The sequence below is a fragment of the Archaeoglobus fulgidus DSM 4304 genome (assembly GCF_000008665.1).
GTDB lineage: Archaea > Halobacteriota > Archaeoglobi > Archaeoglobales > Archaeoglobaceae > Archaeoglobus > Archaeoglobus fulgidus.
The window spans coordinates 944,362-958,438 of record NC_000917.1 but is presented as its reverse complement, the minus strand read 5'-3'; the positions used below and the strand labels follow the sequence as shown (position 1 = coordinate 958,438).

Annotated in this window: 13 protein-coding genes; all 13 read left to right on the top strand. The window is 49.6% G+C overall.

Going from position 1 to position 14,077, the window contains the following annotated elements:
• The first annotated feature begins 59 nt into the window (after nucleotides 1-59).
• The 13 genes from AF_RS05315 (at nucleotide 60) to AF_RS05255 (ending at nucleotide 14,070) form a co-directional block, all read left to right on the top strand.
• Entirely contained in the window at nucleotides 60-1,946 is a 1,887-nt protein-coding gene (locus AF_RS05315) for a type II/IV secretion system ATPase subunit (protein WP_010878549.1), read from the top strand.
• Between the two features lie 3 nt (nucleotides 1,947-1,949).
• On the top strand, nucleotides 1,950-3,575 hold the full coding sequence (gene flaJ, locus AF_RS05310) for an archaellar assembly protein FlaJ (protein WP_010878548.1): 1,626 nt from the start codon (nucleotides 1,950-1,952) through the stop codon (nucleotides 3,573-3,575).
• Between the two features lie 13 nt (nucleotides 3,576-3,588).
• Entirely contained in the window at nucleotides 3,589-4,233 is a 645-nt protein-coding gene (locus AF_RS05305; protein ID WP_010878547.1) for a hypothetical protein, read from the top strand.
• On the top strand, nucleotides 4,230-4,901 hold the full coding sequence (locus AF_RS05300) for a histidine kinase dimerization/phospho-acceptor domain-containing protein (RefSeq protein WP_010878546.1): 672 nt from the start codon (nucleotides 4,230-4,232) through the stop codon (nucleotides 4,899-4,901). Before AF_RS05305 ends, AF_RS05300 begins: the two co-directional genes overlap by 4 nt.
• A gap of 86 nt (nucleotides 4,902-4,987) precedes the next feature.
• The gene (locus AF_RS05295) at nucleotides 4,988-7,492 is read left to right on the top strand and encodes a methyl-accepting chemotaxis protein (protein WP_010878545.1); all 2,505 of its coding nucleotides are present in this window, start codon (nucleotides 4,988-4,990) and stop codon (nucleotides 7,490-7,492) included.
• Nucleotides 7,493-7,505: 13 nt separating this feature from the next.
• Nucleotides 7,506-7,988: a chemotaxis protein CheW gene (locus AF_RS05290; protein ID WP_010878544.1), complete on the top strand. Its 483-nt coding sequence runs from the start codon at nucleotides 7,506-7,508 to the stop codon at nucleotides 7,986-7,988.
• A gap of 13 nt (nucleotides 7,989-8,001) precedes the next feature.
• Nucleotides 8,002-8,811, top strand: a complete 810-nt coding sequence (locus AF_RS05285; RefSeq protein ID WP_010878543.1) for a CheF family chemotaxis protein — start codon at nucleotides 8,002-8,004, stop codon at nucleotides 8,809-8,811.
• Nucleotides 8,812-8,815: 4 nt separating this feature from the next.
• The gene (locus tag AF_RS05280; RefSeq protein ID WP_010878542.1) at nucleotides 8,816-9,181 is read left to right on the top strand and encodes a response regulator; all 366 of its coding nucleotides are present in this window, start codon (nucleotides 8,816-8,818) and stop codon (nucleotides 9,179-9,181) included.
• Between the two features lie 2 nt (nucleotides 9,182-9,183).
• Nucleotides 9,184-10,233, top strand: coding sequence for a protein-glutamate methylesterase/protein-glutamine glutaminase (locus tag AF_RS05275; protein ID WP_010878541.1), 1,050 nt, complete (start codon nucleotides 9,184-9,186; stop codon nucleotides 10,231-10,233).
• Nucleotides 10,223-12,193 carry a chemotaxis protein CheA gene (locus AF_RS05270; RefSeq protein ID WP_010878540.1) on the top strand — a complete coding sequence of 657 codons (1,971 nt, stop codon included), beginning with the start codon at nucleotides 10,223-10,225 and terminating at the stop codon, nucleotides 12,191-12,193. Before AF_RS05275 ends, AF_RS05270 begins: the two co-directional genes overlap by 11 nt.
• Complete coding sequence (locus AF_RS05265) at nucleotides 12,177-12,794, top strand: chemotaxis protein CheC (protein ID WP_010878539.1); 618 nt, start codon at nucleotides 12,177-12,179, stop codon at nucleotides 12,792-12,794. The genes AF_RS05270 and AF_RS05265 overlap by 17 nt, the downstream gene beginning before the upstream one ends.
• Nucleotides 12,794-13,267, top strand: a complete 474-nt coding sequence (locus tag AF_RS05260; protein WP_010878538.1) for a chemotaxis protein CheD — start codon at nucleotides 12,794-12,796, stop codon at nucleotides 13,265-13,267. The genes AF_RS05265 and AF_RS05260 overlap by 1 nt, the downstream gene beginning before the upstream one ends.
• Complete coding sequence (locus tag AF_RS05255) at nucleotides 13,258-14,070, top strand: protein-glutamate O-methyltransferase (protein ID WP_010878537.1); 813 nt, start codon at nucleotides 13,258-13,260, stop codon at nucleotides 14,068-14,070. The genes AF_RS05260 and AF_RS05255 overlap by 10 nt, the downstream gene beginning before the upstream one ends.
• Nucleotides 14,071-14,077 lie beyond the last annotated feature (7 nt).

Below are 14,077 nucleotides of genomic sequence, written 5' to 3'. Positions count from 1 at the left end.
AGGTTAATAGCAACATCAGTTGATAGTAGTAATAGTTATTATAATGAAGGGGGGAGGATATGGGAAGCGAGGTTGACAAGCTCGATTTCAGTTTGAAGCCGAAGGGATTGAAGCAGGGAGTTGTTGCCAACTTCCCGTTCAAGCCGAGAGTGCTTGAGGAGGACCACGACCACTCCAATTTAGCTTCGTGCGGAATTTACAAGCTCCTCCCCGACAGAATGAAGAAGGAGGTTGAGAAGAACCTTCACCTTCTTGAGTACCTCCATATCCTCCCCCTCGACAAAATCGGAATTCCGAAATTCGCTCCGAAGCTGGACAGGAAAAAGCACGGAGACCTCGACAGGCCAAATCTCATTTATCCCGCCGACGAGCAGATTTACATTCACGTTTACCCCGACAAAAACGACATGAGGAACTTCTACATCCCAATCGAACCAACCCTGCTTACGGGTGTTGACGAACTCCTCAAAGAGGTTGAAATAAGGCTTGTAGACTACATAACGGATATAGACTTCGACCCAGAGGATAATGAGGAGAAGATAAAGATTCTGAAAGAGGCGCTCAGGGAGGTCTGCGAAATCGTTGATAAGGAAGAGTCCTTTATGGATGATAGCAGGGGCGAGGTTAAGCTGACGCCCAAATTCAGGTTTCCCTTCAGGCTGCCTTTTTGGAAGAACGGGAAGAATGGAAGCAGAGCTGTGATGGGAAAGCTGAAGGTTACCAAAGAGCAGTTCAAGGCTTTAGAGTATGCTTTGATAAGGGATAAAGTGGGACTGGGTGTGCTTGAGCCCTACATCAGGGACAAGTACATAGAGGACATTTCCTGCAGCGGTCTCGGGCCAATATTCGTTGAGCACAAGATTTTCAAGGGGCTCAAAAGCGTTATCGAGTTCAGAGATGAGGAAACGCTGAACAAGTTCATAATCCGGCTGGCTGAGAGGATCGGAAAGCCTGTCACCTACAAAGACCCAATCGTTGACGCTACGCTGCCCGACGGGAGCAGAATTAACATAGTCTTTGGCAACGACATCAGCAAGAACGGCAGCAACTTCACCATCAGAAAGTTCAACGAAACGCCCTTCAGCGTTCTTCAGCTAATCGAGTTCGGCTCCCTCGACTACATGATTGCCGGCTACTTATGGCTTCTCATCAGTGAGGGGATGAGCGGCTTTATCTGCGGTGAAACTGCCAGCGGTAAGACAACGTTGCTGAATGCCATTACAGCCTTCATAAGGCCTGAGGCTAAGGTCGTTTCAATTGAGGACACTCCGGAGCTGCAGGTTCCGCACAAGAACTGGACGAGGGAGGTTACGAGAGGCTCAACGAGGGCAGGAGGTATTGGTGAGGGTGGTGGTAGCGACGTTACGATGTTCGATTTGCTCAAAGCAGCATTGAGGCAGAGGCCCAATTACATCCTGGTTGGTGAGATTAGAGGTGTTGAGGGGAACATTGCATTCCAGGCCATGCAGACAGGCCACCCGGTCATGTCTACCTTCCACGCAGCCACGGTTGAGAAGCTGATTCAGAGGCTTACTACAGAACCCATCAGCGTGCCCAAAACCTTCATCGACAACCTGAACTTTGTCGTCATACAGAGTGCGGTAAGAAGGCCGGATGGGAAGCTCGTTAGAAGGGTTCTGAGCGTCAGCGAGATTGTTGGCTACAACCCGCAGAAGGGGGGAGTGTCCTTCATTGAGGTTTTTCAGTGGGACCCTGTTACAGATACGCACGTTTTCACCGGCTACGGAAGCTCCTACCTCCTTGAGCAGAAAATTGCGACGAGGCTGGGAATTCCACCGAACAAGAAGAAGCTGATTTACGAGGAGGTTGAGAAGAGGGCGAAAATTCTGAAGAAGCTCCACGAGCAGGGAGTTACTGACTTCTACGAGTTTTTCAAGTCCATATCGAAGATTTACAAGAGCGGATTGCTTGCTATCAAGGTGTAGCGTATGGAGGTTAAAACGGCAAAGGTTCCTAAGCTCTCGCTCGGATTCGGGAGGTTTGGGAAGGTACTTGATGTTCTGAGGAGCAGGGGAAAGGACCTTCTGATGGACAACGACCTTCTCTTCACCCTCACTTACATGGCTTCACTGTCAACCGCCAACCTCTCAAGGGACAAAATTTTTGAAATGGTTTCAGAGAAGAAGGAGTACGCTCCGAGCAGGTATTTTTCAAAAGTAAAGGATTTGACGCAGAAGTGGCACTACGATTATGCTACTGCATGCGATTTAATTGCAGAGAAGATTAAGCACGAGAGGCTGAAGAAGCTTTTCAACAGAATGGCAAATGCTATTGCAGCAGGGGAGCCAGACAACGAGTTCTTAGAGAGGGAATGGAGGGCCTTCAAGACCATAAGAAAGGACGAATACGAGAGGAACCTCGAGAGCCTGAGAAAGTGGAGCGACGCCTACACGTCACTTCTCGTTTCCGCATCGTTAATTTCCGTTGTCGTTCTGCTTTCGGTCATTATCTACAGCGCAGGCGACCCTGGAGCAACTTTAACGGCGTCAGCCTTTGCAAACTTCGCAATTTCGCTCTTCGGAGTTTTCATGCTTTTCAAGGCCGTTCCAAAGGACAAGAAGGTGCACGACCTAAAAATCAAGTCAAAGGAGCAGACGGCAATTTCAAGGCTCGCTCCCATGTTAATACCGATTGCATTTTTTGCTGTGCTCTTTCTCACAGTGCTGCCCACGCTTCTGAATTTCACAGGGGGTGGGTTGGGCATACTACCGAAAGCGGATTACAGGGGCGTTGGCTTTCTTCTTGCCGGTTTGGTCCTCCTTCCAGTTGGTTACCTAGCAAGAATTGACGACCAGAAAATCAGCAAGAGGGATGAGGCCTTCACAGCTTTCATAAGAAGTCTGGGGGCTATTAAGTCGGGTGCTGGAGTTTCCGTTGCAGAAGCTTTGAGCAGGATAGACCAGAAAAATCTGGGAGAGTTGAGGGAGCTTGTCATGCAGCTTTACAGAAGGCTTTCGATGGGACTTGATGCGAAGCTCTCATGGGAGAGGTTTGTGGGGGAGAGCGGAAGCTATCTGATTAGCAAGCTGACCGCAATATTCGTTGACGCAACGGATTTGGGAGGTGATGCAGACGTTGTTGGGGAGATAGTGTCATCCTCAAACTTGGAAATGGTTTTGCTGAGGCTGAAGAGGGACTTGATTTCTTCTGGCTTCATCAACCTCATAATACCACTCCATCTGGCAATGGTTGGGCTCGTGCTCTTCATAACGCAGATTCTCGCGATATTTTCCGACTACATCTCAAACCTCTTCGCCAGCCAGCTTGGTGGTGTGAGCACTGGAGAGGTTTTCAGCAAAATTCCGGGTGGGATGCAGGGGCTGAACATAGGAATCTTCTCCGGAATTCCGACGGACCTGCTGAATCAGTACTCTGTCTGGATAATACTTTCACTCACTATAGCAAACACCCTTGCGGCTAATGTTGTCAAGGGCGGAGGGAGGTATCTCTACCTCTACTATGGGGCAATATTTGCAATACTTTCAGGGTTGCTCATGCTTGTAGTCCCTCCGGTCGTGAAGTGGGCCTTCACGCTCCCATCCTTTGTTGAGTAGGAGGTGATGCGGTATGATTGAGATGCTAATAGGAATTGCCTTTGCGGGGTTCATCCTCGCAATCCCGTACGTTTACGAGAGAGTTGGAGGTAAGCTTTCGCTGGGCAAGCTTTCTTTGGGCATGCCAAAATTGAGGAGCAAAAAGGAGGTGGAGGAGAAGATAAAGGAGGTTGACAGGGAGCTTGAGGAGGTTGTTAATGCCGGTGTGAGCATCAACCCGAAACCTGCTGAGGAGAAGGTGGTTCCCCTTGACGATGCGAATGTTGAGCCAGACGACAACCTGCTTGAGGAAATGGAGACGGCTTCGGAGATAAAAGTTGAAGCGCCTGAGCCGGACGAGGAGAAGCTTCCGGACATACCCGATTTGCCTGAGCTGAACTCGGACCTCGACATGGACTTCGAGGATCTCGGACAGGAAATACCTCTCGACGCAGATGAGCAAGAGGAAGAAGAGGAGGAAGAGGAGGTGGAAGAGGTGGAGTTCGACGAGGAGGACGATTTGATCTCAAGCCTTGCAAAGGAAGTAGAAACCAAGGAGGAGGAAGAGATTGACTTGCTAAGGGATTTAAAGGGGCAGAAGTTCTCTGCAGAAGAGCTTGAGGCAGAGCTGCAAGAGATGATACAACGACTTAAAGTGCTATCGGGAGGTAGCTCATGAGTGAAGAAATTCAGCAGCTGAGGAGGATTAACAACCTCCTTTTCGATGCTTTCACGTTGTCAAGCCAGATATGGATGTTCAAAAGCAGGGAGGAGATGGTAGAGCTATTCTGCAATATAGTGGCTGAAGATGATGATTGCACGGCTGTTGTGGTTTCGGATAAAGGCGGGAACCATTACAGGATGAAGGAAGACGTTCTGAACTGCAAGTTTCTGAACTACACTCCGAACGTTTTCGGCATAGTCGATGCGAACTACTGCGAGTGCGAAAATGTTTCTCATAATTATCTTGTAGTGTTTCCTGCTGCCGAGGGAACGTCAGTCTATGTGTTTTTGAAGAATCTTGAAGAGGAGTATGTTCAAATTCTGAAGGAGATGGTGGACGTTCTCGCAAGGGCCATAGAGCACCTTGAAATTCAGAAGAAAAACGAGCTGGTTATGCAGAGGCTTAAGGAAAATCTTGAGCAATTCCAGTTCCTCGCTGACAGGTTGAGGAACCCCCTCGCCGTTATACAAGGGGTAGCGGAGCTGGCAGAGGAGATGGACACAAATACCGTTTTTGAGATGGTGAGGAGAAGTGCGAAAAAGATGAAGGAGGTGCTCGACAGTCTGAGCGAGGCAGAAGTTTCATCTATTGAGCTTTACCAGAGCCTCTTTTCCAAACGCTAATTACACTTCTGAATTTTCTTATTCGAAATTTTACTTTATAGAGAAAATTTTATTTTTTATTTTCGCAATCTACTTTCGGTGGTGTTATGAATGACGAGCTTGCAAACCTGATTTCAGCCTTGGGGGATGAGGAGGCTGTATCGAGGCTGAAATCTCTGCTGGAGGGATCGAAGAAGCCCCCAGATTCAGATTGCAAGGAGGAGAGGGAGGAGATTGAGGAACTGCGACGAAAACTTGCTGAAACGGAAAGAGAGCTGGAGAAAACCAAAAAGTTCGTCAGAGAACTGGTAAGGCAGATTCCGAAGCCCGCCTTCGTCCTTTTCCTTAACAAGGACGGCATTATAGAGTACATCAATGAATACGCAGCGGAGGTTTACGGTGCGGAGATCTCAGAGATGATTGGCAGGAAACCTTCAGAACTTGCGAGCAACGTTGCCGCTGGAGGAAAGACATTTGTAGAGCTGGCATTCGAAAACAAAATGAAAATTGAGGGGAAAGAGGGGTTCCTGGAGGTCAAAACCGGAAAAGCGATGCCCATCCTTACATCATGCGCCCCTGTGTACGTCGATGGAGAGTTTGAGGGAATGGTGGACTTCTTCATAGACATTACAGAGCAGAAAAAGAGAGAGGAGGAGGCGAAGAAGGCCTACGAGCTCATAAAAGAGGTTTTCAGAAACCTGCCGACGTACGTTATATTCGTAGGGGAGGATGGGTTGATAAAGTTCGCAAACAACAACGTAGCGAGGTTAGCGGGCTTCGAGACTGCTGATGAGGTTGTGGGGTTAAGGCCAGCGGATGTTGCAGTAATACACAAAGACTACCTCGACAACGCCAAGAAAATAGTGGAAGCGATAAAGAACAGGGAGAGGATTGAAAACGTCGAGGTTAAGCTCGTAGGGAAAGATGGTAGCGAGTTCATAGCTTCTGCTTCAATATATCCAGTATACGTCGGAGACGAATTTGCGGGGTACATTGAGGTCTTTTACGATATCACAGAGCTTAAGGAGAAGGAGGCGGAAATGAAGGGACTGGTCAACAGCACTCCTGTTGCGGTAATGTACATCGACTCCAATCACAACGTTGTTTACTGGAACAATGCGGCAGAAGAGCTTACAGGAGTTAAGGCTGAGGAGATGGTGGGGACGAAGAGAACATGGTATCCGTTCTACGATCAGGAGAGGCCAATACTGGCTGATCTGGTTCTCGACAACCCACATGAGGCGCACAAGCTTTACGACGTTATTAAGAAACATCCTGTAATTGAAGGAGCGTATCTGACCGAGATATGGCTCAACTTCCCGAGAAATGGCAGAAAGGCTTACGTCAGGGCTACAGCCGCACCGGTTTACAATGAGAAGGGGGAGATTATTGGTGTGGTAGAGTCTATTGAGGACCTCACCGAAATCAAGGAGAAAGAAAAAGAAATCGAAGAAATGCTCGCCTACACCGGCAGATGCCTCAACATGCTCAGCAACGGAATCAGAGAGCTGCAGGCAGGAAACCTCGACGTCAGGCTTGAAAAAATCAGGGACGACGAGTTCGGAGAGACGTTCGAGGCTTTCAACGAGTTCGCAGGAAGGATGCAGGAAATTGTAAGGAAGCTTGCCGATGACATGAAGGAAACTGCCAACCAAGTTAGAGAAGCTGCAGAAGCAGTAAACCAGATGAACGCTGGAATGCAGCAGATAAGCTCAGCCTCGCAGCAAATAGCAACGGGAAGCGAGAACCTATCAAGGCTGGCAAACGCCTCAACACTCGACCTCAAGGCAGCAGAAGAAATATTCAAGGACCTGACCGCAAGAGCCGAAAACTCCGCCAAATTCGCCGATGAGGCATCGCAGAATGCAGAGATGGCGAAGAAAGAAGGTGTTAAAGCTCTAGAAATCATCAAGAGCATAGTCCAGGAGGTAGAGAACGCATCAAAAGTCGTCGAAACCCTTGAGCAGGCGGTAAGAAACATAGGCAAGGTAACTGAAAGAATAAAATCAATAGCAGATCAAACAAACCTCCTCGCCCTCAATGCAGCTATCGAAGCGGCAAGAGCTGGAGAGCACGGAAGAGGCTTTGCTGTTGTTGCTGATGAGGTTAGAAAGCTCGCTGAAGAGTCGAGAAAGAGCACTGAGGAGATAGACGAGATAGTCAGGAACGTGCAGGAAGAAACGAGAAAGGTAATCGAGGCAACGAACAAGGTTAAGGAGAGCAGCCTGCAGGGGAGCGAGGGGATAGAAAACGCCCTCATGAAGGCAGGAGAAATAGCTGAAGCTGTTAACAGAATCAACGAAATGCTCGGGCAGGTTGCGGCAAAGGCAGAAGAAGGCCTCGCAAAGATAGAGCAGCTCGCCAGAAACTTCGAGGAGGTGGCATCAACAGCAGAAGAAAACGCAGCGAGCAGCGAGGAAACCTCAGCAGCAATTGAAGAGCAGACAGCAGCAGTCCAGCAGGTCAGCATCGCAATGGAGAAAGTCAACGAGATAGCCAACGCAACCCTGCAAACCATAATCGAGAACTTCAGAATCTTCGACGCTCTCGGCCAGGACATCTCCGCCAGCTATGCAAAGACGATGACGAATGGAGGGGACAAACTCCTCTAATTTTTTGGAGGTGATGTTAGTGCAGCAGTCGGAAGGTGTGATTAAGGGTAGCGAGACTGTTCAGGTTATCGTGTTCAACCTCGGCGATGAGAGGTACGGCGTTGACATTTCCCAGGTGAGAGAAATCATAAGACCGACTCAGATAACCAGGATTCCCAACGCCCCCGACTTTGTTGAGGGAGTGATAAACCTCAGAGGCCAGATAACGACCATCATCAACCTCAGAAAGCGCTTCGGAATGGAGCCCAAGCCGATAGACAACAACACGCGGATAATTGTTGTAGAGTTCGACAATGCGGTCATAGGAATGATGGTTGATACCGTAAACGAGGTCAAGTATCTCTCCACTGCCGACATCGAGGCTCTGCCGAACATAATAACCGCCAGAGAGGAAGCAAAGTTCCTCAAGGGTGTGGGAAAGCTTCCAGACGGATTGCTTATTATGATTGACCTGAACAAGGTGCTGAGTGAGGATGAGGTGGAGAGGCTGAGGTGATGCGAGGTAGGGTATGAGCGATGGGGAGAGGGTTCTGAAGATACCTGTGGAGTACTTCGAGGACGGCTGGAAGAAAGGTGAGGCAGTAATCACCAAGGATGCAATATCCTTTGCCGGAAAGACGATCAGATTCAAGGAGATTCAGGATTTGGAGAGGCTGAAACACGAGGGCAGGGATGCAATAAGAATAAAGAAGGACGCTGATTACTTTATCGACTTCGGAAGCAGGCAGGCGCAGATATTTAGATACCTTGCCTTCAACCTGAAATCGGACAGGTTTGCTGTTTACTTTCTCTCTCCCGCCACTCGCGGGGGGGTCGTTGTCAGCGATAGCAAGTGGGAAAAGGGTTACCTCAGCATAACCGACGAAGCCCTCTGGTTTCTCTCGTCATCGAAGCAGATTAGAATTTCCATTCAGAATCTCGGGTCGGTGGAGAAGGACATCAGGACTGTGGGCAAGAAGCAGAGGGTTGTGCTCGTTGTCACCCACGTTGAAAACGGGGAGGTGATTACGAGCTTCGTCCTATGCCCCGAGACGACGATGGACATGCTTCAGGAGTACATCCAGAACTTCATCGAGAAGTCAAAACCAAAGGAGAAGCTTTCCGAAGTGGAGGAGCAGATTCTGACCATGGTTTACACGGGAGTCGATTCCGTGAGTGTTGAGTCCATACTTGGTGTTACAACCGAGGAGCTAAACAAGATGTACGACAGGCTTGTGAATTTGGGATTGGCGAGAGTTGTGAAGATTAGAAAGGAAATCGAGCTCACACCGAGGGGTGTGGCTCTGGTTAGCGAGATTATGAAAAAGGCCGCGAGGTGATGGTATGCCGAAGGTGTTGATTGTGGATGATACGGCGTTTATGAGAAAGCTCCTGAGGAACATACTGTTCTCAGGAGGTTTTGACATTGCCGGAGAGGCTGAGAACGGAAAGCAGGCGGTAGAGATGTACAAGCAGCTCAAACCCGATATAGTCACCATGGACATCGTGATGCCGGAAATGAACGGCATTGAAGCGCTTAAGGCAATTAAGAAGATTGACCCAAGCGCGAAGGTGGTGATGTGCACCGCCGTTGGGCAGGAGCAGATGGTGAAGGCAGCGATAAAACTTGGGGCGAAGGGATACATCGTCAAGCCCTTCCAGGCTCCCAAGGTGATTGAGGAGCTGAAGAAGGTTGCCGGAATGGGCTGAGCATGAGGGTGCTTGTTGTTGACGACTCCGCCCTCGTCAGGATGGCCGTGACCGACATACTTACCAAGGCAGGAATAGAGGTAGTTGACACGGCGAAGAATGGTAGGGAGGCTGTTGAAAAGGCCCTCAAGCTCAAGCCAGATGTGATTACCCTCGACATCAACATGCCAGAAATGGATGGGCTGACAGCGCTGAAGCTGATAATGGAAAAACAGCCGACTCCGGTCGTGATGCTCAGCTCCCTCACCAAGGAGGGGGCGAGAGAGACTCTGGAGGCTTTAAAGATAGGTGCAGTTGACTTTGTAACAAAACCTGATGGGGCACTCGTCGATCTCTCCTCTGTAGCCCAGGAACTAGTCAGGAAGGTGCAGATGGCTGCCTCAACATCGCTGAACGTCCTCAGACTCCAAAATCTCAAGAAAATTAAGGGGGAGGTTGTTAGAGGTAACTGGAAGGGAAAAACAAAGGACGTGTGCGTCTTAATTGGTTCCTCTACAGGTGGACCGTCAGCGCTGGAGATGATAATCCCGAGACTTCCTGCTGACATCCCCGCCCCAGTTTTTGTGGTGCAGCACATGCCTCCCGGCTTCACAAAGCAGCTGGCGGAGAGGCTCAACTCCATCTCGGAGGTGGAAGTGAAGGAGGCTGAGAACAACGAGCGCGTTAAGGATGGAGTGGTTTACGTTGCCCCTGGCGGCTACCACATGAAGGTCAGGAGGGCAGCGAATGTTGTCAGAATAAAGGTGGTTGACGGAGAGCCTGTGAATGCAGTAAAGCCGTCTGTTGATGTCACGGCTGACTCGGTAGTGCAGGCTTACGGAGGAAACGTTGTTGGGGCCATTCTGACTGGAATGGGTGAAGATGGGGCTTACGGGATGAAGCTGATAAAGGACAGGGGAGGGTTAACGATAGCCAGCAGCGAGGATACGTGCATGGTCTTCGGCATGCCGAAGGCGGCAATTGAGCTTGGCGGAATAACTTCGGTAAAGCCCGTTTTTGAGATTGCCGAGGAGATAGTCCGGTTTTTGGAGGTGAAGCTTAATGAGCGATGAAATGGAGGAGTACAAGCAGGAGTTCATACAGGAGGCCAGAGAGTACCTTGACGTGATGAATCAGAACTTCATAAAGGTTGAGAAAGGGGACGTTGATGCAATTAACGAGATTTTCAGAGTGGCCCACACGATTAAGGGAATGGCAGGTTTCATGGGCTACAAGAATCTTGAGGAACTCTGCCACAAGCTCGAGAGTGCGATGGGGAAAGTGAGGGATGGGGAGATAGAGGTTACAGAAGAGCTCATCGACGTAATGCTGAAGGCTGTGGACGCAATAGGGGAGATGATAGACAGAATTGAGGATGAAGATAGCGACAGCGTTGATGTTAGGGACATTATTGAAGCTCTCACGATGTTTATGGAGAGCAGGGAAGAGGAGGAAGTTGCTGACAGGCATGAGCTTAAACCTGCAACTGCAAACCTCAGGGTTGATGTTTACATCAGCGAAGATTGCGTGATGAAGAGCGTTAGGGCAGCACTCGTTGTTGAAGCTCTCAGCGAGGTTGCCGAAGTTGTTGGAGTAATCCCCGACGAGAGCGATATGGAGAAGGAAACCTTCGACGGTCATTTCGTTGTTTACCTAAACGCTCCTGACGCTTCGGTTGTAGAAGATACTATCAGCAAGATTGCGGAGATTGACAGGTTTGAAGTTAGCCCCGTTGACGGTGAAACAGTAGAGATGGGACAGGCTGTTAGCGAGGAGGAAGCTGAGGAAAAAGCGGAAGGTGCTGCAAGGGCTGAAACCGAAGCGAAAGTTGAGAAGACGGAGAAGAGAGTGGATCCCGGCAGGAAGGATAAGAAAAAGCTCGAAAGCATAAGGGTGAACATATCGCAGCTTGACACGATAATGAACCTCGTCGGGGAGCTTGTGATAAGCAAGGGAAGGCTATTGCAGATTGCAAGCGAGTACGACATTCCTGAGCTGAAGGAAGCCGTTGCAATTATGGATAAGTCCATAACGAGCCTTCAGGACGAGATAATGCAGATAAGGATGGTGAGAGTTGAGAGGGTTTTCAGCAAGTTCCCGAGGATGGTCAGAGACTTGGCGAGAAAGCTCGGCAAGAAGATTGACTTCACTATGGAGGGGCTTGAGACGGAGCTTGACAGAACAGTTCTCGATGAGATTAGCGACCCGCTGGTTCACCTTGTCAGGAACGCCGTTGACCACGGCATTGAAACTCCGGAAGAAAGGGTGGCTGCAGGGAAGGATGAAGTGGGAAGAATTAAGCTCGCTGCCTGGAGGGAGAAGAACAACATCATTATCGAGCTTGAGGATGACGGCAGAGGGCTTGACGTTGAGAAGATTAAGCAGAAGGCAATTGAGAAGGGGATAGTCTCTCCTGCCGAAGCAGACTCGATGAGCGAGGACGAGATTAAGATGCTCATCTTCTCTCCTGGATTCTCGACCAAGGATGAGGCAACTGAGGTTTCCGGAAGGGGCGTGGGGATGGATGTTGTAAAAACAACCGTTGAGAGGCTTGGCGGCAGTGTGAGGATATCTTCGGAGAAGGGGAATGGGACGAGGATCAGAATACATCTCCCGCCAACAGTCGCGATCGTGAAGTCCCTGCTTGTGAAGGTGGCAAACGAAACGTACGCAATACCGATTTCAAGCGTAGTAGAGGCTTTGTACGTCGGAGAGGATAACTGGAAGGTTATACACGGCAACCCGTTTTTGATCGTCCGTGGAAAGCTCGTTCCGGCCTTCAAGCTGAGGGAGCTGTTTAACGTGAGGAATGGGAGGCCTGAGAGGGAAGTTGGTATTATCGTTGAGAAGGAGGGCGAGAAGTACGCCCTGATTGCAGACACCATAGCGGAGCAGCAGGAGATAGTTATAAAGCCCCTGACGGGGTATCTGGCCAAGATAAAGGGGTTTAGCGGAGTTACGATTTTGGGGGACGGGAGAGTTGTGCCGATTCTTGACGTGTCAAGTTTGTTGGGAGGTGATAGGCTTGCATAGCATTGAGGATTTTGGTGAGATGGAGCTTGATGCTTTGAAGGAGTTGGGGAACATCGGCGTGGGGAAGGCTGCCACTTCTCTGTCCCAGATGCTCGGCAGAAGGATAGAGATGAGCGTGCCTGAGGCGGTGATAGTGAAAATACCTGAGCTTCACAAGTACATAAATGCTGAGGAGATGGTGGCTGGGGTTGTTACAGGCCTTGAGGATATTGAGAACGGGCATTCAGGGTTCCTTTACATAACATTTCCGGAGAAGTCATCCAAAAAACTTGCTGAAATTCTGCTCGGTGACAGCAGCGACGAGGAGATGGTCGATTCAACGCTGATGGAGATTGGTAACATCCTTTCATCTTCCTTCTGCGATGCTGCAGCAGAGATGCTGGGAATTGTTCTGCTTCCCACTCCACCGAGCTTCGGAAGGGATTTTGCCATCGCCGTAATAGATGCGGTGGTTTCACAGCTGGCGGAGAAAAGCGATTATGTGGTGATTTTCGAGACGAAGCTGGAGGAAAGCGAAAACGAGATAGAAGCGCTGGTGATGCTCATACCGAATGAGAAGTTTGTCAGCTACATACTGAAGCTTCTCGGAATGGTGGAATAATGGGCAGCGAGATACTGGTGGGCATAGGGGAGTTCAGGGTAGCCAAGGGTGCGGTGCTGAAAACAATTGGATTGGGCTCCTGCGTAGGCATTGCGCTGTACGACCCAAAGCTGAGGCTGGGTGGTCTGGCTCACGTAATGCTCCCGCAGTCGGGCAACGGCACCAAGAGGAGTGCCAAGTACGCAGACCATGCGGTGGAAATGATGACCGAAGCGATGGAAAGGCTGGGAAGTGACAGGAAAAGGATAGTTGCGAAGATGGCAGGAGGTGCGCAGATTTTCAAGCACATGACGATGGACATGCTCAGAATCGGCGACAGGAACGCTGAAGCCATCAGGACGATACTGAGGGATTACGGCATCAGGATTGTGTCGGAAGATTTGGGGGGTGACGAGGGGAGAACCGTCTATTTTTTTACAAATGATGGAAGGATGCTGGTCAAATACAGCAGGGGTGGAGAGTTGTGGATTTAGCCTTTAAAACGCTTGTTGATTACGTAAGCAAGGAGTCGGGAATAAACCTCCACCAGTACAGGGAGAGCTACCTCAGGAGACGTATCGAGCTGAGAATGAAGATGCTCGGAGTGAAAGACTTCGGAGAGTACCTAAGGCTTTTAAAGTCCAACGGAAAGGAGGAGGTTGAGAAGCTGATAAACACCATTACAATTAACGTCACGGAGTTCATGAGGGACAAAACCCCCTTCGAGTTTCTCATGAAGGAGGTGCTGCCTGAGATAGCGGCTAAAAAAAGCAGGGTGAACAGCAGGGTTGTGAGAGCGTGGAGTGCCGGCTGCTCCTGCGGTGAAGAGCCGTACAGCATAGCCATATCAATACTCGAAACGCTCGGTGAGGGGTGGTTAATCTCTATTTACGCAACCGACATAGACGATGCGTGCCTTGAGATGGCGAGAGAGGGATTTTACAAGCCAACGCAGCTAAAAAACCTAAGCAAAGCGCTTATTGCAAAGTACTTCGACAAGGAGGATGATGGATACAGGGTGAAGAGCTTCCTGAAAAAAATTGTGAGATTCAAAAAGCACGACCTTACTACGGAAGAGCCCATTTCGAGGTTTCTGGACATAGTTTTCTGCAGGAACGTGATGATATACTTCAGCGAGCAGCAGAAGGCAAAGGTTGTGAACGACTTTTACAACGCCCTCGTTGATGGAGGCTACCTCGTCATCGGGCGGAGCGAGACTTTGCCTCCGGGATTCAAGGACAGGTTTGAGTGCGTGAATTTGAGGGAGAAGGTTTACAGAAAAGTAAGGTTGAAATAGCAGTCTT